Annotated in this window: 12 protein-coding genes, 14 tRNA genes, 2 rRNA genes and 3 pseudogenes; 11 read left to right on the top strand and 20 right to left on the bottom strand. The window is 40.2% G+C overall.

What is annotated here, in order from left to right; genetic code table 11:
* Window positions 1–59 precede the first annotated feature (59 nt).
* The 4 genes and pseudogenes from ACZ5OK_RS03090 (at window position 60) to ACZ5OK_RS03075 (ending at window position 2,496) form a co-directional block, all read left to right on the top strand.
* The gene (locus ACZ5OK_RS03090; protein WP_425542207.1) at window positions 60–932 is read left to right on the top strand and encodes a S1C family serine protease; all 873 of its coding nucleotides are present in this window, start codon (window positions 60–62) and stop codon (window positions 930–932) included.
* 247 nt (window positions 933–1,179) lie between these two features.
* Window positions 1,180–1,440 (top strand): peptidylprolyl isomerase, encoded by a 261-nt coding sequence (locus ACZ5OK_RS03085; protein ID WP_425542206.1) that lies wholly within the window; start codon window positions 1,180–1,182, stop codon window positions 1,438–1,440.
* Between the two features lie 334 nt (window positions 1,441–1,774).
* Window positions 1,775–2,056 (top strand): annotated as a pseudogene (locus ACZ5OK_RS03080) (winged helix-turn-helix domain-containing protein); the annotation flags it as partial.
* Window positions 2,057–2,121: 65 nt separating this feature from the next.
* Entirely contained in the window at window positions 2,122–2,496 is a 375-nt protein-coding gene (locus ACZ5OK_RS03075) for an ATP-binding protein (protein WP_343840242.1), read from the top strand.
* Window positions 2,497–2,969: 473 nt separating this feature from the next.
* Here the strand turns inward: ACZ5OK_RS03075 and ACZ5OK_RS03070 are convergent, their stop codons facing one another.
* The 3 genes from ACZ5OK_RS03070 to ACZ5OK_RS03060 all read right to left on the bottom strand — a co-directional run bounded on the left by ACZ5OK_RS03070 (window position 2,970) and on the right by ACZ5OK_RS03060 (window position 6,002).
* Window positions 2,970–4,469: a CotH kinase family protein gene (locus tag ACZ5OK_RS03070; RefSeq protein ID WP_464758394.1), complete on the bottom strand. Its 1,500-nt coding sequence runs from the start codon at window positions 4,467–4,469 to the stop codon at window positions 2,970–2,972.
* Between the two features lie 129 nt (window positions 4,470–4,598).
* Complete coding sequence (locus ACZ5OK_RS03065; RefSeq protein WP_343839071.1) at window positions 4,599–5,291, bottom strand: DUF4956 domain-containing protein; 693 nt, start codon at window positions 5,289–5,291, stop codon at window positions 4,599–4,601.
* Window positions 5,292–6,002: a polyphosphate polymerase domain-containing protein gene (locus tag ACZ5OK_RS03060; protein ID WP_343839069.1), complete on the bottom strand. Its 711-nt coding sequence runs from the start codon at window positions 6,000–6,002 to the stop codon at window positions 5,292–5,294.
* A 287-nt stretch (window positions 6,003–6,289) separates the two neighbouring features.
* Between ACZ5OK_RS03060 and ACZ5OK_RS03055 the strand changes: the two genes are divergently transcribed.
* Window positions 6,290–6,880 (top strand): phospholipase D-like domain-containing protein, encoded by a 591-nt coding sequence (locus ACZ5OK_RS03055; RefSeq protein ID WP_343839067.1) that lies wholly within the window; start codon window positions 6,290–6,292, stop codon window positions 6,878–6,880.
* Window positions 6,881–6,952: 72 nt separating this feature from the next.
* Here the strand turns inward: ACZ5OK_RS03055 and ACZ5OK_RS03050 are convergent, their stop codons facing one another.
* Complete coding sequence (locus tag ACZ5OK_RS03050; protein WP_464758391.1) at window positions 6,953–7,636, bottom strand: hypothetical protein; 684 nt, start codon at window positions 7,634–7,636, stop codon at window positions 6,953–6,955.
* A 115-nt stretch (window positions 7,637–7,751) separates the two neighbouring features.
* Here ACZ5OK_RS03050 and ACZ5OK_RS03045 point away from each other — a divergent pair.
* The 6 genes and pseudogenes from ACZ5OK_RS03045 to ACZ5OK_RS03020 form a co-directional block, all read left to right on the top strand.
* Window positions 7,752–8,584, top strand: a pseudogene (locus ACZ5OK_RS03045) (IS110 family transposase); the annotation flags it as partial.
* A gap of 5 nt (window positions 8,585–8,589) precedes the next feature.
* A pseudogene (locus ACZ5OK_RS03040) lies at window positions 8,590–9,221 on the top strand (DMT family transporter); the annotation flags it as partial.
* The gene (locus tag ACZ5OK_RS03035) at window positions 9,161–9,853 is read left to right on the top strand and encodes a flavodoxin domain-containing protein (RefSeq protein WP_343839063.1); all 693 of its coding nucleotides are present in this window, start codon (window positions 9,161–9,163) and stop codon (window positions 9,851–9,853) included. The pseudogene ACZ5OK_RS03040 and the gene ACZ5OK_RS03035, both read left to right, overlap by 61 nt.
* Before the next feature lie 609 nt (window positions 9,854–10,462).
* Window positions 10,463–10,885, top strand: coding sequence for a hypothetical protein (locus ACZ5OK_RS03030; protein ID WP_343839061.1), 423 nt, complete (start codon window positions 10,463–10,465; stop codon window positions 10,883–10,885).
* 17 nt (window positions 10,886–10,902) lie between these two features.
* Entirely contained in the window at window positions 10,903–13,350 is a 2,448-nt protein-coding gene (locus ACZ5OK_RS03025) for a molybdopterin oxidoreductase family protein (protein ID WP_343839059.1), read from the top strand.
* Window positions 13,351–13,418: 68 nt separating this feature from the next.
* Complete coding sequence (locus ACZ5OK_RS03020; protein ID WP_343839057.1) at window positions 13,419–14,240, top strand: halocarboxylic acid dehydrogenase DehI family protein; 822 nt, start codon at window positions 13,419–13,421, stop codon at window positions 14,238–14,240.
* Between the two features lie 507 nt (window positions 14,241–14,747).
* On the opposite strand, the gene ACZ5OK_RS03015 is transcribed toward ACZ5OK_RS03020, so the two are convergent.
* From ACZ5OK_RS03015 to ACZ5OK_RS02940, 16 genes are all read right to left on the bottom strand, one after another.
* Window positions 14,748–14,829: transfer RNA gene (locus tag ACZ5OK_RS03015), tRNA-Leu, on the bottom strand.
* Between the two features lie 8 nt (window positions 14,830–14,837).
* Window positions 14,838–14,911, bottom strand: a tRNA-Cys gene (locus ACZ5OK_RS03010).
* A 9-nt stretch (window positions 14,912–14,920) separates the two neighbouring features.
* Window positions 14,921–14,995: transfer RNA gene (locus ACZ5OK_RS03005), tRNA-Gly, on the bottom strand.
* A 5-nt stretch (window positions 14,996–15,000) separates the two neighbouring features.
* Window positions 15,001–15,075 (bottom strand) — tRNA-Gln (locus ACZ5OK_RS03000).
* Window positions 15,076–15,089: 14 nt separating this feature from the next.
* A tRNA-His gene (locus ACZ5OK_RS02995) sits at window positions 15,090–15,162 on the bottom strand.
* A 25-nt stretch (window positions 15,163–15,187) separates the two neighbouring features.
* A tRNA-Trp gene (locus ACZ5OK_RS02990) sits at window positions 15,188–15,261 on the bottom strand.
* An 18-nt stretch (window positions 15,262–15,279) separates the two neighbouring features.
* Window positions 15,280–15,366 (bottom strand) — tRNA-Tyr (locus ACZ5OK_RS02985).
* Window positions 15,367–15,444: 78 nt separating this feature from the next.
* A tRNA-Phe gene (locus tag ACZ5OK_RS02980) sits at window positions 15,445–15,520 on the bottom strand.
* 54 nt (window positions 15,521–15,574) lie between these two features.
* Window positions 15,575–15,651: transfer RNA gene (locus tag ACZ5OK_RS02975), tRNA-Asp, on the bottom strand.
* Window positions 15,652–15,653: 2 nt separating this feature from the next.
* Window positions 15,654–15,730: transfer RNA gene (locus ACZ5OK_RS02970), tRNA-Met, on the bottom strand.
* 48 nt (window positions 15,731–15,778) lie between these two features.
* Window positions 15,779–15,854, bottom strand: a tRNA-Val gene (locus ACZ5OK_RS02965).
* A 7-nt stretch (window positions 15,855–15,861) separates the two neighbouring features.
* Window positions 15,862–15,936: transfer RNA gene (locus ACZ5OK_RS02960), tRNA-Glu, on the bottom strand.
* A 12-nt stretch (window positions 15,937–15,948) separates the two neighbouring features.
* Window positions 15,949–16,040: transfer RNA gene (locus ACZ5OK_RS02955), tRNA-Ser, on the bottom strand.
* A gap of 2 nt (window positions 16,041–16,042) precedes the next feature.
* A tRNA-Asn gene (locus ACZ5OK_RS02950) sits at window positions 16,043–16,117 on the bottom strand.
* Window positions 16,118–16,176: 59 nt separating this feature from the next.
* Window positions 16,177–16,292: ribosomal RNA gene (gene rrf, locus ACZ5OK_RS02945) — 5S ribosomal RNA — on the bottom strand.
* A gap of 270 nt (window positions 16,293–16,562) precedes the next feature.
* Window positions 16,563–19,492, bottom strand: a 23S ribosomal RNA gene (locus ACZ5OK_RS02940).
* Window positions 19,493–19,504 lie beyond the last annotated feature (12 nt).

Below are 19,504 nucleotides of genomic sequence, written 5' to 3'. Positions count from 1 at the left end.
GTCTTTAGTAACACCACTAAATTTAACAAGTCTATTGAAAAAATACATTGGATTAGGAAATTCAATGGTTTTTAAGTGGAACTGGATCTGGTGTTATCTATAACGTAACGAATGACGCAGCGTATATTGTAACGAACAATCATGTTATTGAAGGAGCATCTGAAATAGAAGTATCTCTATACAATGGGGATGTCGTTACAGCTAAATTAGTAGGAACGGATTCATTAACTGATATTGCTGTATTAAAAATTGCTGGGAACTATGATATTAATCCTCTAGAATTTGGGGATTCAGATGCATTAAGAACTGGCCAGGAAGTAATTGCAATTGGTAACCCACTTGGCCTAGAGCTATCAAGAACAGTAACACAAGGAATCGTCAGTGCAGTTGATAGGACAATTACAGTGTCAACTTCTGTTGGAGACTGGAACCTAGAGGTTATTCAAACTGATGCTGCAATCAACCCAGGGAATAGCGGTGGTGCGCTCATTAATTCATCTGGGAAATTAATAGGAATTAACAGTCTGAAAATATCCGATAGTGGTGTAGAAGGATTAGGGTTTGCAATTCCAAGTAATGAAGTTGTTACTATTATTGACGAAATCATGGAACATGGACAAGTTGTACGACCTTATTTAGGAGTAGGATTAGCTAATCTTAACGAAATTAATCCTTTTTATGCACAAAATCTTCCTGAAGGCATAACTGAAGGTGCCATTGTTATTTCTGTGGACCAAAATTCTGCGGCGGGGCTTGCAGGATTACAGCAGAAAGACATTATTACTTCAATTAATGATCAACCAATAGAAGGAGAAGAAGATCTTCGTAGATATTTATATACCCAATTAGAAAGTGGGGATAAAGCAACAATTAAATTTTATCGTAATGGTACATTGCAAACGGTCGATGTTATTTTAACAAGTACACAATAAATTAATAATTAATTAAAAAGCAATCTAAATAAAAACAAAGGGAGAATATGTCGCAAGTGTTAATGGTAGTTAACCGGATTACGATTACGGAAGAAGAAATGCAACCTATTTTAAGAAAATAAAGCTACTTCTGCCCAACAAGAAGAAGTAAAGGTTAGAGTCACATTTCAAATGAAGATGAAGCAACTGCTTATGAAGTGATTGATACACTTGAAACGGGCACAGATTTTAGTGAACTTGTCCAAGAATATTCGACCGATTAATCAACAAATTCAATAGGGGTGACCTTGGTTACTTTGGTAGAGGAGAAATGAACCAGGAATTTGAAGATGCAGCATTCACATCGGAGGCTGCAGAGATCATAGGTCCAGTAAGAACAGAAGATGGATTTCATGTTATAAAATTTGTTGATAAAGTGGTTGCTAAGGAAGCAAATTATGAGGATGCTAAAGACGAAATAGAATCAATTCTCTTTGGTTCAAAAGTGCAGGAAGAATATTATGTTTAGTTAGAAGAAAAACAGCTGAATACGAAATTGAGTACTTGTTGGAGTTTAATAATAAGTACTCAATACCTTACTCACCTTAAATAATAAAGAAAAAAAGACCTATATCAGTTATGAAAATTATTAACGGAGTAGGTCTTTTTTGTATTTGGCCACTACGCATGGTAATAAGTATAAAACTATATACAAACTATCACTTTATTCCACCTAAATATTCATCGACATTTTCTCGACATATTCAATCTGTACAATAATTTTTTCCAATGAGTATAACCCATATTCCACGAAGTGACATCCATACCAAGTGAATCTTTAGCACATGAAGGTCTTGCAGAAAATGGACCTGCAAGCACATCGCGTGAAGATCAATAGTGAAGAAATTGCATTATTCCCTAGAGACTTATCCTTACTTTTATTTTTATCAGAACATCCGAATCAGACGTTTACTAGAGATCAGTTGATTGAACGTGTATGGGGATGGGATTATGACGGCAGTGATAGGGCTGTGGATTTATCGATAAAACGAATAAGAAAAACATTAAGAGATTGGCCAGAATCAGAAGGCGAAATCAGAACTCTTCGGGGATTGGGGTATCAGTTCAGTGTTTATGAAAACTAACAAAAAAAAGATACCAATACAGCGTTACTGGACAACTCGTTACTTACTAACTCTCGTTATTCTACCTGGATGAACGAATAGAAGTTAGTGTAGACCCAATTCGCCTGCAGCAAATTATTACTAATTTACTGAATAACGCGAAACAAGCGACGGATGATTCACGCAAGATTGAAGCAAAGATAACAGCAGATAAAGAAGACGTTATGATTGATATTAGCAATACCGGTATAGGTATTCAGAAAAAGGAGCAAACTTTCATTTTTGAACGTTTTTACCGCGGAGAAAACAAAAAATATAAAGTTAGTGGACTGGGTTTAGGTTTACCTTTTAGTAAAATGATTGCCCAAGCACTCGGTGGTGATCTAATACTATTAAGTAGCTCATCAAAAGGAACAACATTCCGAATTATTTTGCCAAAATCAGAAATAATCGGTGAATAATTATCCTACATGCCTGATGTAAAATAGATAAATATTATATAGATATTAAACAATGGATAAAGGTTTTAGAAGTGCCATACCTTTCCATCGTTTATTATGTACTAATCATTTTGGTTAATAGCTATATTTTTATCTGCACATTTTGATACAAAACGTCTCCCGACATATTGAGTGATTTAGATACAGTAGGAGAGCTGTAATAAAATAGTGATTTTTTTTATGGTGTAGTCATTCCTATCTTGATTACTCAACACTTCAATTGTAGAAGAAACAGTAGCTTGAATTTTTCTCACCCCAATCTACTACAAAAGGCCAAATTTATAAACGATAGATTTATTTTATATAAAACAACCTTACTTCAGATATTATCGAAGTAAGGTTGTTTAGTTTATCTTTAATGTTATATCTATTTATAAGAGTAAGTTAATAGGTCATTGTCCTCTACAACTAAGCGACCTAGACGTTCTGAGTTCTTATGCGCGATACCTTTTGAAACGATTAATAAAAATCAAGGTACCTAACAGGAGAACAATTAAAACAATGACAGTGATTAGGTCCTTCAGTTGACCTTGAGGATTACTAGCTTGATTTCCTCCCCCAAACCCGGGCATTCCTCCTCGATCTCCACCGCCAAACATGGCTCCCCGTCTTTCTTCACCTCCACCTTCTTGCATTCCTGCTACTGGCATACCCTCAGGTGCACCCTCAGACATACCGCCTGGCAATCCTCCTTCAGGCATTCCACCTCTACCCATACCGCCTCCTATTCCTTCTCCATTTTCATAGCTTGGGATTTCTCCATTTAACTGTTTTTGCACGTGCTCTATCCGGGCTTGCATAAACCCAACAATTCCAGGTTTATTATCAACTGTTTCATCGCCAGTGTTTGCGAGGAATTCTTCATATGTGTAAAATGCAGTCGGGTCATTCTTTACTGCATCTCCAATTAATGTCTTCAATTCTTCTACTCTTTCTTCCAACCCATCGAGTAAGTCAACTGCTTCTTGCACATACGTATGATACGTTTCTTTGTATTCCCCATTTGAAAGTACATAATCAACAAGAGGATAGTTTTCTACCGCTCCCGAAGTAGGTTCATCAATAAGCATTTCTTTTTGTGCATCCGCATTTCCCATCATTCCACCAATAGACAAATTTTGATCCCATGTAAGAAATGTAAATTTTCCATTTTGTTCATAGAGATAATAATTATGGTTCATCCGCCCCTGGTAACTGTCCATACTTGCCAAAACAGTAGTAGCAGCTAAATAACGGAGATACGAGTCTACATCGAAATACTCCTCGACATTTTCTTGATTGTCTAGAGCTTCAATAAAACTGAGAAGGTTAGAATTAGTCTCAAAACCTATTTTTTGTTCTAAGCCTGTATTCGCAATAGACATGCCTTCTTCCCAGCTTAGAGTGGCTCCCATGTCTGCTTTAAATAGGTTCCCGGAAATTGAACTGAAATTCCGCTCTAAATAAGGAGCTTCAATATTTTCAACGGCTAAATAGAGTCCATACAGCTCGCCATTTACCATAACTCTAACATACGAGTACTTTGGCGTTGCAATTCCCATTTGGTCCATTAACTCATAGGTAAGAAACTCCCTCATATAGGATGGGTCAGACCAGTTATTGTTTAAATTGATTTTCGTATAGCCTTCTAAATTCTGATCAATATATTCATCGAATTTCAATTTAAAACTGTAGCGTTCTGATTCAGATCCTGCCACTGAACTTAACGAGGAGTTGCCTTTAAATCGTACCCCTGCATACCTAATCGTTTTACCATTATAAGTAATCGTAGCCTCCTTATATTCTTCTGCAGTCGGATTATCCAACATATCCTGAAAATCGGCTTTGTCTATCTCAATATTTACCGTGCTGATTTCATCCTTTTTGAAAATAGAGTCATCTGTGTACGTAGTATTCTCTTCGGCATTTGTAATATGTTCGTTAAAAGAAAACATAAATACTGAGAGCATGACACCCAATATCACGCTTCGTAGTCTTTTACTATGAAATTGCAAATCCATCACCTACTTTTTTGAATAAAAGGGAGCATCCACCCTCACTGTGAGAAGTCCCCCCAAAAGCTTTTATTGAACGTAATCCCCGTTGTAACTGATTAGTACAGCATTTTCAACGCCTTCAATCGCTGATACACCATTTACAAAACTTGGTTCCTTACCTTTTAAACGAACCTCGAATGTGACTTCAACATCTTCAGCTGACACATTTTTTTGCTTCACTTCAAAACGGTTTACTACTTGTTTTAATTTTTTATAAATTACTTTTTCTGTTTCTTCCCCTTTAAAATTAACAACAAATAAATATGGTGTTTCAAAACTAGATTTTTTCATAAAAATAAACATCACAATTCCGATAATTACAGAACCTAAGATTGCTAGTGAATAGAATCCAGCACCTGTTATAATACCAGCAGCTAGTGCCCAGAATAAAAAGATTAAATCCGTTGGGTCTTTAATTGGTGTTCTAAAACGAACGATTGACAACGCACCTACCATACCTAGTGATAAGATAAGATTCGAGCCTATTGCCATAATAACTAGTGATGTAATCATTGAAAGTCCAATAAGGGAAATGTTAAAATTCTTTGAATAAAGTACCCCGCTAAAAATACGCTTGTACAGTGTATAAATAAAAAGTCCTAATAAAAAAGAGATTGACATTGTTATCCCAGTTTGCAGAAGGGAAATATCGGAAGTGAAATTTGAAAGCACTTCCGTATTTAAAAGGTCTGAAAAAGTATTTGTATTAGTATCTTGCATTTATTGATCCTCCCAAGAATTTGATTTTGTGAATTTTCTACATATTGTATATTTTGAAGCCGCTTGTCGTTGTAAACCGCTTAACTGTAATGCATCCCGAATATAATTTGGAATATATTCATCATACTTTACTTCAAGGATATATACGGGTTCATCTATAGTCTTAATAGGATATAGTTCTAAATCAAAGGGATCTATTTTATACAATCCTGTCCGTAAGTCTTTATCAAACGTAATCCGGACATTTCCTGTTCTAGCGATATACGCCTCTCTTACATAGTCTACGATTACTTTCGGTCGCAACATTCTATTTTTCATTTCATAATGAATTTCTCGTAACAGTGGAGATTCCTCCTGTTCAAGTACGGTATAATCATTAGCTAATAATCGATTTAGAGTTTGTCTTGAAATGGCTTCTTTTTCTTTGGCAATAAGTGTATTTCGTTTAATTTTCTTCTCGAAATGGATAATAGAATCGCTTTTGTTATACACTCGTATTCTATATTTATGTCGGTCTTGAATACCTGCTTGTTTTTCCTGCAAGGCCTTATTCTCAATATCATCAAAATAAACACTCCGAATATGATATTCGCCTTTCTCGTTTGCATGCTGATCCTGTTTGAGAAAAAAACGTAACCGCTGACGGATTAAATAGTACTGATGATAATTAACATAATATTTTAATTCATGACGAAATTTTAATTTCTTCACTTACTAACCCTCCTTTCACCTGCTATGAACTTTACTAGAGTAATGTGTCGGGTATATGTCAAAACGAGAACTTATTTACAAAAACTTTATAATTTCTTATAACTAATTTTACAAGAGTATGGATAAATCATAATAAAAAAATCACATCAACCTATTTTTGTTTGCACGATGCCCTTTAACTTGTCTAATGGATTATGTTGAGGTTAGATAATGATAAAATAGACATCTTCTCGACTTACTAAATTATTATAATTAGACTGATAATAATCTATTTAGGAGGTCTTTAATTGTCATTCAATTCAAGAACATTATTATATTTTTGGAGTATTGTCTCCCTTCTTCTTAATTTACTACTTATTAACCATTTTTTAACTAGTAATTCTACTTCATTTATTGTTGATGAAGATGATATTGGAATTGATTTTGCTTTCAGTGGTATGGAAAATAATCCAAAAACGCTTCTTCTTGACACTATAAATAAAGCAGAAGAGACATTGGACATTGCTATGTACAATTTCGAAGATACAGATATCGCGGAAGCTATTCTTGAAGCAAAAGATCGAGGAGTCACCGTCAGACTTTTCACAGATGAAGACAAAGCAAAAACAGATAACAATGCCGCTATTCTAGATGCATTTACCAAAAACGGTATTGAGGCAAAAGTCAATACCGCCCAAAAAATGCACTTAAAAATGGTCATTATCGACAACGAACAAGTCGTTACGGGCTCTTATAATTTCACCGAAGAGTCAGCCTATGAAAACCAAGAACAACTTCTTACACTCATTAATGAGGAGATTTCAAGACAATGGACTGACATATATGACGAGCTATGGGGAAGTAGGATTATGAAAAATGGCATGATTAGTATTATTTAAAGTGATAAACGCAGGCACATTTTAAGTAAAGAAAGCGGCAGCTAAGATATAAACGTTAGTTGCCGCTTCTTTTTAATTAGATAACTTGATAAACACTGGGTTTGAATAGAACCAGAAATCTGTCCATGGATCTTCTCCCTTAGGATCTACAGCAGGTTCTAATTGATCTGTATTCGTGCCTCGTAATCGAATATAGCTGTTTTTATCAAGGTTTTTTAATGTATAAGAAATTTCGATATAATCGCCCTTTTGTTTCCAATCCTTTGCTGTAAAACGTGCTAGCACTTTGGTAGTAGGGTATGAATATGCTGTACGATCCTCTGCTTTTCCGATTATGTCACCTATAATTAAATCGACGCGCTTTACTGCTGGGTTATCGCCATTGGCATTATCTACGCTTGGATCTTTTAGACGAATCGTAACTGTTACATCATCGGATTCTTTGATTGAGATAGTTAGCGTTTCACCAAACGTAACCGAACTCCCTCCGGTCTGAACGTTTATATCTAGTTCAGAAATGAGATCACCTGTCGTAACAAATATCTTACCTGCACGAATACTCTCCATGATATCCTCGTAATTTTTTTCAGCCTTTACATAGGTTTTGGAATACTCACCAGGCCAAAAATCTGTTCCGCCATCTCTCCAGTTAACATGCGAGTCGGACGTTGAGGTTATCCACCAATGTCTTCCTTCACCTAACATAGAATCCCACAACCCTCCTACAGTAGCAGTCATCTGATCAAATCCACCCATTGTTGGAGCGTTGCCATAATAACCGCGGGTCCCATTAGTATATAATGTCCCATCTTTATTGATAGATGAAGCCTGGTGACCAGGAGCCCCCTCCATCCCAATGGATATCGTAGGCGTTGCTCGTGCTGTTAACTTCCGAGGAATTATTGTCGGTGAACCTCTTTCTTTTGAAAATAACGAGGTATTGGGTCAACCTTTCTAAGTGGCTGTATGATCACGATATTGAAGTAGTAACTGTGAACCCTCACCTAAGTTAAAAAGTATAAAGAAAACCGTGATAATACCCAATCTAAAAGTGATAAAAAAGATGCTCTGGTTATTGCTGATATGGTGAAGAATGGATACTATTCCTTTATACGTCCTACCTCAGAATCTTTCGAAAAGCTGCGAGTATTAATGTCTAACCGTGACATGGTTGTTAAACGTCTTGTAAGTTCCGTTAACCAAATTAATCGCTTAATCGCTGGGTTGATGTGGTTTCCCTGAGCTTCGTCAAGTATTCAAAGATGTAAAAGGAAAAGGAGCCATCGCTACACTTCGCCTATTCCCTACACCTATAGAAATTCGATCTATGAAGGCTGAGGATATTGTTGAAGCCTGGAAAACAAAAATGAAATGTCACGCTGGGCTTAAAAAAGCTCAAGCACTCATTGAATTATTTAAACAATCAGTTGGTACTCATCTGGCACTTGATGCTTATAAGTTACATTTGGAACAATTGCTTGCAGAGTTTGAGCTGGCAACAGCTCAACTGGAGCGAGTTGAAATGGAAGTTACGAAAGCTCTTGATGAAATTACTTTTGCCAGAGAAATGCTGGCCATGAAAGGAATTAGTAAAATTACACTTGCCGCATTTTAGGAGAAGCAGGAGACTTAAGTGGTTTTGCACATGGTAATTCTTTATTACGACATGCAGGATTGCATCTAGTTGATGCTAGTTCAGGTAAGTGTCTATCTTTTTAAGTCTGCGTACCATAACTCCTGGTGAATCGTCCATTTTAACTTTTACCAACCCTTTGCTTGTTGTTATTTTCGGAACAATTTTTGTGGGAACAAAATATCGCTGGATTCAGTGGTTAGGAGTCTTAATTGGATTTTTAGGTGTGTTTATTACACTAGGGGCAAGTTTAGATATGCAACAATCTGGTACCCTTTTGGGTTTCTTAAGTGCGGTCTCATGGTCTATTGCAACATTGTTGTTAAAAAAGCGGGGCTCAACATTCGATACATGGGTATTGACTGCCTATCAAATGTTATCTGGTGGTCTCTTATTATTGGTAGGAAGTGCTCTATTTGAAAAAGTTGAAATAGAAATTACGTCGGTATCGATTTTAATAATCCTATGGTTAGCAATCATGGCTTCCATTGTACAATTTGCAATTTGGTTCTTTCTTTACAGAAAGAAGACCCTGGAAAAGTAAGTGCCTATTTATTTCTTGCTCCTTTATTTGGGGTTGTTTTTGGATGGATACTACTGGGTGAGTTATTGCATTTTTCAACACTAATAGGTGGTGGATTAATACTATGTGGTATCTATTTTGTGAACAGACCACAGAAGATAGATTCAAGCAAAATTTCAAAGTGATATTTTCCTTTCTATATTGTTTGAGATTTCAACATATTTACTCATTAACTGGGAAAAATATAGTGAACAACTTTGAAAGGGGTATTTGTGTGAAAATCTTTGTTTTACATGGAAGTATGTTTGGTCATACAGAAGTTCTAGGGAATGCCATTGCAGATGGTGCTAAGCAAGTTGATGGCTGTGAAGTGATTTATAAATCGGTAGAGGAAGTTGAACCGGATGAGTTAAAAGATGCTGTAGGTATTATTTGGGGTTCATCAGGTATCTTTGGAGAGCCAAATCCAAAAATGGCAACTTTCTTTTCTAAATTAGGACAACTATGGTTTACCGGAGCCCTTCAAGGGAAAGTTGGAGGGGTTTTTGCTACAACTTCAACTCAACATGGTGGAGTTGAAAACATTTGTCGAGCATTACAAACACCTATGCAACATCATGGTATGGTGCTTGTTTCTAATGCTGGGCCAGTTAATGCGGATCGGGCACAGTACGGTAATCCTTATGGAGCAACTGCAGTTATACCGGTGGAAACATCTCAAGAAGCTCCAATGAATAAGCCAAATGATACAGAAATGCAAATTGCAAGAGAATATGGAAAGTTAGTAGCAACTGCTGCACTGAAACTCCACCAATAACATAACTATAAAAAATGTTTTATAGAAGATCCTGGCACTCTATAAAATGAGTGCCAGGATCTTTCATTTTGATTATGAGTTGGTTATTATCAATACGGCTTATCGTTTATAGGATTCTTCATGTTTTGCTGAATGAAAGGACAGGTATATGAGTAAGCCCCTAAATGAATACAAATTTGAATATGGAAGACTGTTTTGGTTTCTTTTTTTATGATTTAAAGAAAATGTTTAGTTAGTTTTTTGTTTATGGGGTATTACAAGTTGTAATATTTGAGGGATAACTGGAAACTGTAAAAAAAGTAGGTTTTGAGATTACTTTACACACTTTTACACAAGAAAAGTCCTTAAAGGTCAATGTCTCCTAAAGCACATTTCTACTTACATAATACATGTTAGATGGTTGGTAGAAATACTAATCTTTTCGTTACTATCTATATTTTAAATGACGGGATAAGGAATTACTATGTATGTCCACGAAAGTTAGTTTCTCTAAAAAAAACAGTTACTAACTATATAAACTTACATTATCGTATCATAAAAGCCTATTCATCACATATACCTATACTGTATATTTGTGTTTTTAACAAATATCTATTAAGGGGGGCTAAAATGTACCATACTATTGATCGAATATATCAAACTTTCCAATACCTCCTCGCGAATTTTCCTATCAATAATAACCCATTAGAATTTCGAATTAGACCACTCTTATATGAATCGAATCATGTCCTTTATCAGATTCATCTTATCCTACATCAACCCCAACCGAACCTTTATCAATTAAAACAATTATTTTCTATTCTTTACCGAGATGACGAGGCTCTCGATCCACTTGTCCGGGCATGGGGAAGAGCTTCCATCTGGATGGAAATCACGCCATCTAACGTTGTTCAACATCGGTTAGATTTGTATCAAAGTATTCAGAAAGACTTAGAGCGATTGGTTCCTTACATTAAAGGTATTTATGGGGAAGAAGATACTAGATATATTGTTCCGCCGTTATATCGAAAGGAAGTAGGTGCTGACTATTGAATTGGGAGAAATCAAGAGTGGATATTAATTTATACAGCCAAGGAGATGTAGATAAATGGGTGTATAGTACATGTAACATTTGTTCCATTGGTTGTGGCTGTTATATCGGAGTAAAAGATAACAAAATCGTTGGGATAAAAGGGAATGAAGATCATGATATAAATCGAGGACGACTCGATCCGAAAGGGGAGAACCAATGGTACGCCAACAAGAGCCAAGACCGTTTAACAACGCCATTAATTAGAAAAGATGGTACCTTGCAGCCTGCTTCTTGGGATGAGGCGATGAACCTTATTGTTACGAGGACAAAAGAAACGCTTCGGACGATTGGTTCCGATGGGATAGCGTTTTACTCTACTGGTCAAGGTACACTAGAAACCTACTATACGATTGCTAAGATTGGTAGAGCTGGTTTACGCTCTCATTTATTAGATGCGAATACAAGATTGTGTACCGCAACGACCGAGTGGTGCTTGTTTCAATCGTTTGGTTCAGATGGTGTTCCTGCTTCGTTTGAAGATGTTGATTTAACCGATACAATCATGCTTTTTGGTCATAATCCAGCAGAAACTGGCACGGTATTTTTCGAACGAATTATGGAGCGAAAACGCCGTACAGGAAAGCCGTATATCATTGTCGTTGATGTTAGAAAAACACTGACAGCTAAAGAAGCTGACTTGTTTTTGCAGTTAAAGCCTGGAACCAATTTGGCGTTATTGAATGGAATCGTCCATCTACTGTTAAAAAACGGTTGGGTAGACAAAGATTTTATCGGAAAACACACGGTTGGTTTTGAACGTATTCATTGGGCTACCGAAGCCTGGACACCTTCCATGGCAGAAAAAGTAACTGGAATACCAGGGCATATCATTGAGATGGCTGCTCAAGTTATAGGGAAAACAAACTCTTTGGTATGTACCACACTTCAAGGTGCTTACCAAACAGCGGATGCCACTAGTACTTGTGTGGCTATTAATAACATTCATTTAATAAGAGGATTAATCGGCAAGCCAGGTAGTGGGCCGTTACATATGGCTGGGCAGCCTAGTTCTTCTGGGAACCGGACTGTTGGTGGCGTTGGTACCTATCCAGGGAACAGGAACCCGGGTAATCCGAAACATATTAAGGAAATGGCAGAGCTTTGGAATGTGAACACGTCAGACTTAGAAGTTGGACCAGAAAAGGGTATTGAAGAGATAGTTCATCTAATGGAAAAAGGAAAAATTGGCTTGTTTTGGAACATCAATACAAATCCAATGGCATCTTTACCAAATCGACAAAGAGCAAAAAAAGCATTTGAAAATACCTTTGTTGTTGTTCAGGATCCCTTTTTAACCGAAACAACCGAAGTGGCAGATATTGTTCTTCCTCCAGCTATTTGGGGAGAAAAAGAAGGAACGATGGAAAATGCAGATCGAACAATTAATCTACTAACGAAGGCGGTCGATCCACCAAATGGTATAAAAAGTGATTTTGGTATTTTACTAGATTTTGCAAAACGAATGGGTTTTAAGGACAAAGATGGTAAACCACTAATTACTTACGAAACCCCAGAACAATGCTTCGAGGAATGGAAAAAAGTCTCTAAAGGAAGGCCGAGTGATATGAGTGCTGCCACTTATGAAAAGCTGAAAAAATATAATGGACTACGTTGGCCAATTGATGAAAAGTACCCGCTTGGTACTCCAAGGCTATATTCTGATTTTAAATTCCATACCTTCCCCGATGATGCGCAGAGCTATGGGAAGGATTTATTTACTGGTAGACCTAGGACGAAAGAAGAGTTTGAATCAATGCAAGCAAACGGAAGAGCCATTCTTTATGGCACCCATTACGTACCGCCGGTGGAGCAACCAAGAGAAGAATATCCATTTTGGCTAACTACCGGGAGACTCGTTTGGCATTGGCATACAAGAACGAAAACGGGTAGATCTCCTTATTTACAAATGATAGCTCCCGAAGGCTATGCGGAGATAAATATTGTAGACGCAGAAAATTTAGGCATAATTCCAGGGGAACTAGTCAAAGTTTCCTCCCCAAGAGGTTCAATTAAAGTTCCAGCTCGAGTGGTTGACACGGTTCAACCTGGACTTATTTTCGTTCCTTTCCATTATGGAACGTGGGAAAATAATCAATCTGCCAATGAACTTACTATTGATTTTACAGACCCGTTATCAAAGCAACCGACTTTTAAGCAGTGCTCCTGCAAAATTAAACCAGTACGTAATAAAATCATGATTTCTGAAAACCAAACCTTTGAGGATATTGCAGAAATCAATGGATTGTCATTGGAGGAATTGGCTAAAATCAATCAAATGATGCCACCCTATCGTGCAGATATTGGAGATCAAATTGAAGTACCACTTTCTTGCGCAAATGTAAAAATTCCTCCTTATATGCCATACCGAAATATTCAAAAATTCCCGCATTTCTCCCAACCAGAATTACCTTATAAGAAAGAGTAGGGACAGGGGAACTTTTCCTACTCTTTCAGTACGGGTAGAAAAATTTTTCTAAGAAAGGTGGTAAAGAAATGATGCAGTATGGGTTTCCTGAAGTGTTTGAGTCGGATGCACGTGGGATTGTGAAAGAAGTGTTTGAGGATATTAAATACGTTCTTAAAGTCCCAATGGTTAATTTTATCTTTCGTGCATTAGCAAATTATCCCGAATTTTTAACAATGGCTTGGCAACAGGTTAGACCTAACATGTTGACCATCAACATGGAGACTGCTGCGAATAAATTACGATTTCCAGCCCTAACAACAGTACCTCAGTATGATTTTAGTAAAGATCATCATCATCAAACGCTTAATCATATTCATAATATTATCTCTACTTTTCAATATGTAAACCCGAAATTGCTATTGATTGCGAGTTTGTTGATAGAAAGTTTAGCAGACCGTCCCATTACTACACAAAAACAGATTAAAGGACACATCCAGCCAGGTATATACAGTCAAATGCCCCATATTGATCTAGTTCATATTCCACAGGCTCCGATTTCCCTTAGAACACTTTTATCTGATGTCGCCAAAACTCACAATTCTTTCGATGTAGCAAGTGATTATCGAGCACTAGCAAACTATCCGAAATTTTTACATGTTACTTGGTCTCACCTAAAGCCATATATAAGTTCCGATGAATATACAATTCTAAAATCAGCTATGTTAAATCGAGCTGTAAATGTTTCTCGGGAGGAGATGCCGTGTTCAGTATGGATAGACAAAAATTACTTAGCTAGCATCTATTCCCCAGATCAAATTGCTGGAATCATGGGGGTAGTTTCTTTTTTTCATCAGTTTTTACCTGGCTTAATAATCGAGAATGAATTTATGAGGAGGATGATTATTTAGTAATTAGAGTTTAAAGCACCATTTATCTTTTTTTAATCCAATTTAATTTCTTATTAAAGCAAACGGTTGGTTATAAAGGAAGAACAACTGCTGCGCAGTACAAATATACTGTACAATAGAAAATGCTCTTTCACAATCTGGTGCGATTATGGAAGAACATAAGCTTAATTCGTAAGTAAAATATGGAGAAATGATTTTCTAGTTCAAGATCATTAAAGTTTTTCTCTTGGTAAACATGTTGACCTGCATTTTTGTTGTTGTAATCAAAGTTCCCGGGATTGGTTAAATGAAGACTACTTAGAAGATCAATAATTTTTTAAACTTAATACATAATGTGAAAAATTATGTGTAAAAAACAACATCTAATGTGCAAAATTGTGTAATTTAAAATTCAAACCTATCGTTTCCAATCGTATTCGATAAAAATAGAAAACCCTATAAACGCTGAAATATCAACGTTTATAGGGTTTATAAAATAACTTAACGTGTTTAAGAAATACTAGAAGATACCGGTGGTCGGGGTCGAACCGACACTCCAGAAGGAACACGATTTTGAGTCGTGCGCGTCTGCCAATTCCGCCACACCGGCATGTATTCTGGAGGCGGCAACCGGATTCGAACCGGTGATAAAGGTTTTGCAGACCTCTGCCTTACCACTTGGCTATGCCGCCAACTTTTAATGGAGCGGAAGACGGGATTCGAACCCGCGACCCCCACCTTGGCAAGGTGGTGTTCTACCACTGAACTACTTCCGCATGAATGGCTGGGCCAGCTGGATTCGAACCAGCGCATCACGAGATCAAAACCCGTTGCCTTACCGCTTGGCTATGGCCCAATGTATACCAAAAGGGCGATTGGTGGGAATCGAACCCACGAATGCCGGAGCCACAATCCGGTGCGTTAACCACTTCGCCACAACCGCCATATATTTTCCTTTAAAATGAAAATGGCAGGGGTAGTAGGAATCGAACCCACATCAAAGGTTTTGGAGACCTTCGTTTTACCATTAAACTATACCCCTACGTTACTATTAAATAAATGGTGGAGGGGACAGGATTCGAACCTGTGAACCCAAAGGGAGCGGATTTACAGTCCGCCGCGTTTAGCCAGACTTCGCTACCCCTCCAATTAAATTAATTAGAGTCCCAGCTAGAATATTACTACTATATCTTACTGGTTTCAAGTCAAAAATATAACTTGAAAATGGTGGCTCGGGACGGAATCGAACCGCCGACACACGGATTTTCAGTCCGTTGCTCTACCGACTGAGCTACCGAGCCACTATGTAATTTCATTATGATATAAGTTCCTAAACAAATATCCTATGTATTTAATGGCGGTCCGGACGGGACTCGAACCCGCGACCTCCTGCGTGACAGGCAGGCATTCTAACCAGCTGAACTACCGGACCATTGGTTGCGGGGGCAAGATTTGAACTTGCGACCTTCGGGTTATGAGCCCGACGAGCTACCAGACTGCTCCACCCCGCGATGTTACAAAAGCTGTTTTAGCCTTTGCGATTTCTAATTTAATTTTCATGGTGGAGGATGGCGGGCTCGAACCACCGACCCCCTGCTTGTAAGGCAGGTGCTCTCCCAGCTGAGCTAATCCTCCAATATAATGGTGACCCGTACGGGATTCGAACCCGTGATACCGCCGTGAAAGGGCGATGTCTTAACCACTTGACCAACGGGCCACATATGTATAATGGCGGAGAGCGAGGGATTCGAACCCTCGAGACCGCGGTAGCGGCCTACACGATTTCCAATCGTGCTCCTTCGACCACTCGGACAGCTCTCCAATGGCTCCACCGGCAGGATTCGAACCTGCGACCGATCGGTTAACAGCCGATTGCTCTACCTCTGAGCTACGGTGGAATGTTATCAACTTTTACTTTCATACCATTCAAACTGAGCTAGAGTGGTATTTTTATACCGCCTGGCGACGTCCTACTCTCGCAGGGGAAGAACCCCAACTACCATCGGCGCTGGAGAGCTTAACTACTGTGTTCGGAATGGGAACAGGTGTGACCTCTCCGCCCTCGTCACCAGACAAATTATCATTTTCAGTGACAACAAATATTATATCTTGTTTTCACAAAAAATCAAGGGGTAATTTTAAAAACACCCTCAAAACTAGATAAGAAAGTCAATCATGTGAGTAGACATTGGTCTATAGATCCGCCTGCGCTTTTCATGTTGTCTAGCTCCGGCTCCTAGGTCAAGGCGGATATAAGCCAAAGCCATTCCGTGGGCAAAACCATGCCACTCTATGTCTTCGTCTTATCCCGCATGACCTGAACAGTCGCCTGCGCTTTTCGTATAAGTTAAGTCCTCGATTGATTAGTATCCGTCAGCTGCACGTGTCACCACGCTTCCACCTCGGACCTATCTACCTCATCGTCTCTGAGGAATCTTACTCATTTAAAATGATGGGAAATCTCATCTTGAGGGGGGCTTCATGCTTAGATGCTTTCAGCACTTATCCCTTCCACACGTAGCTACCCAGCCGTGCTCCTGGCGGAACAACTGGTACACCAGCGGTGTGTCCATCCCGGTCCTCTCGTACTAAGGACAGCTCCTCTCAAATTTCCAACGCCCACGACGGATAGGGACCGAACTGTCTCACGACGTTCTGAACCCAGCTCGCGTACCGCTTTAATGGGCGAACAGCCCAACCCTTGGGACCGACTACAGCCCCAGGATGCGATGAGCCGACATCGAGGTGCCAAACCTCCCCGTCGATGTGGACTCTTGGGGGAGATAAGCCTGTTATCCCCGGGGTAGCTTTTATCCGTTGAGCGACGGCCCTTCCATTCGGTACCGCCGGATCACTAAGCCCGACTTTCGTCCCTGCTCGACTTGTAGGTCTCGCAGTCAAGCTCCCTTCTGCCTTTACACTCTGCGAATGATTTCCAACCATTCTGAGGGAACCTTTGGGCGCCTCCGTTACTCTTTAGGAGGCGACCGCCCCAGTCAAACTGCCCACCTGACACTGTCTCCGAACCGGATCACGGTTCTGGGTTAGAATGTCCGTACAGCCAGGGTGGTATCCCACCGGCGCCTCCACCGAAGCTAGCGCTCCGGTTTCGATGGCTCCCACCTATCCTGTACAAGCTGTACCAACATTCAATATCAGGCTACAGTAAAGCTCCACGGGGTCTTTCCGTCCTGTCGCGGGTAATGCGCATCTTCACGCATAGTATAATTTCACCGGGTCTCTCGTTGAGACAGTGCCCAAGTCGTTGCACCTTTCGTGCGGGTCGGAACTTACCCGACAAGGAATTTCGCTACCTTAGGACCGTTATAGTTACGGCCGCCGTTTACTGGGGCTTCGATTCAGAGCTTCGCCCGAAGGGCTAACTCATCCTCTTAACCTTCCAGCACCGGGCAGGTGTCAGCCCCTATACTTCGCCTTTCGGCTTCGCAGAGACCTGTGTTTTTGATAAACAGTCGCTTGGGCCTTTTCACTGCGGCTCATCCAGACCGAAGCCTGAACGAGCACCCCTTCTCCCGAAGTTACGGGGTCATTTTGCCGAGTTCCTTAACGAGAGTTATCCCGCTCACCTTAGGATTCTCTCCTCGCCTACCTGTGTCGGTTTGCGGTACGGGCACCCTCATCCTCACGAGAGGCTTTTCTTGGCAGTGTGAAATCAGGAACTTCGGTACTCTATTTCCCTCCCCATCACAGCCCGAGCTTACGATGAGCGGATTTGCCTGCTCATCACTCTCACTGCTTGGACGTGCATATCCATCAGCACGCTTCCTTATCCTCCTGCGTCACCCCATTGCTCAAACGGATGAAAGGTGGTACAGGAATGTCAACCTGTTTTCCATCGCCTACGCCTTTCGGCCTCGGCTTAGGTCCCGACTAACCCTGAGCGGACGAGCCTTCCTCAGGAAACCTTAGGCTTTCGGTGGACAAGATTCTCACTTGTCTTTCGCTACTCATACCGGCATTCTCACTTCTAAGCGCTCCACCCGTTCTTCCGATCGGACTTCGCTGCGCTTAGAACGCTCTCCTACCATTGTACCAACGGTACAATCCGCAGCTTCGGTGATACGTTTAGCCCCGGTATATTTTCGGCGCAGAGTCACTCGACCAGTGAGCTATTACGCACTCTTTAAATGATGGCTGCTTCTAAGCCAACATCCTGGTTGTCTAAGCAACTCCACATCCTTTTCCACTTAACGTATACTTAGGGACCTTAGCTGGCGGTCTGGGCTGTTTCCCTCTCGACTATGAACCTTATCACCCATAGTCTGACTCCCAAGCTCAAGTTGTTGGCATTCGGAGTTTGACTGAATTCGGTAACCCGATGAGGGCCCCTAGTCCAATCAGTGCTCTACCTCCAAAACTCGATTCTTGAGGCTAGCCCTAAAGCTATTTCGGAGAGAACCAGCTATCTCCGTGTTCGATTGGCATTTCACCGCTACCCACACCTCATCCCCGCACTTTTCAACGTACGTGGGTTCGGGCCTCCAGTAAGTGTTACCTTACCTTCACCCTGGACATGGGTAGGTCACACGGTTTCGGGTCTGCGACCTCATACTCATACGCCCTGTTCAGACTCGCTTTCGCTGCGGCTCCACATCTTCTGCTTAACCTTGCATGAGATCGAAACTCGCCGGTTCATTCTACAAAAGGCACGCTGTCACCCATTAACGGGCTCCAACTACTTGTAAGCACACGGTTTCAGGTTCTCTTTCACTCCCCTCCCGGGGTGCTTTTCACCTTTCCCTCACGGTACTGGTTCGCTATCGGTCACTAGGGAGTATTTAGCCTTGGGAGATGGTCCTCCCGGATTCCGACGGAATTTCACGTGTTCCGCCGTACTCAGGATCCACTCCGGAGGAAACCAGGTTTGAATTACAGGGCTGTTACCTTCTTCGGCAGGTCTTTCCAGACCGTTTCATCTACCTGATTTCTTGGTAACTCCGTATGGAGTGTCCTACAACCCCAGAAGGCAAGCCTTCTGGTTTGGGCTGTTTCCCGTTCGCTCGCCGCTACTTAGGAAATCGCGTTTGCTTTCTCTTCCTCCGGGTACTGAGATGTTTCAGTTCCCCGGGTTACCTTCCTTACCCTATGGATTCAGATAAGGATACTGCCCCATTACGGACAGCGGGTTTCCCCATTCGGAAATCTCCGGATCAAAGCTTACTTACAGCTCCCCGAAGCATATCGGTGTTTGTCCCGTCCTTCATCGGCTCCTAGTGCCAAGGCATTCACCGTGCGCTCTTATTCACTTAACTTATAACGCACAC

The organism is Salinibacillus aidingensis, from assembly GCF_055393355.1.
The sequence above is the reverse complement of the archived record's forward strand: the minus strand, read 5'-3'. Positions and strand labels throughout refer to the sequence as shown.

What these genes read in the sequence shown, in the direction of transcription:
- ACZ5OK_RS03065 (WP_343839071.1), bottom strand. Translation starts at nt 5,291, where the DNA reads ATGCAAGATACTAATACAAATACTTTTTCAGACCTTTTAAATACGGAA.
- ACZ5OK_RS03070 (WP_464758394.1), bottom strand. Translation starts at nt 4,469, where the DNA reads ATGTTTTCTTTTAACGAACATATTACAAATGCCGAAGAGAATACTACG.
- ACZ5OK_RS03035 (WP_343839063.1), top strand. Translation starts at nt 9,161, where the DNA reads ATGTGGTATCTATTTTGTGAACAGACCACAGAAGATAGATTCAAGCAA.
- ACZ5OK_RS03030 (WP_343839061.1), top strand. Translation starts at nt 10,463, where the DNA reads ATGTACCATACTATTGATCGAATATATCAAACTTTCCAATACCTCCTC.
- ACZ5OK_RS03020 (WP_343839057.1), top strand. Translation starts at nt 13,419, where the DNA reads ATGATGCAGTATGGGTTTCCTGAAGTGTTTGAGTCGGATGCACGTGGG.
- ACZ5OK_RS03050 (WP_464758391.1), bottom strand. Translation starts at nt 7,636, where the DNA reads ATGGGTGGATTTGATCAGATGACTGCTACTGTAGGAGGGTTGTGGGAT.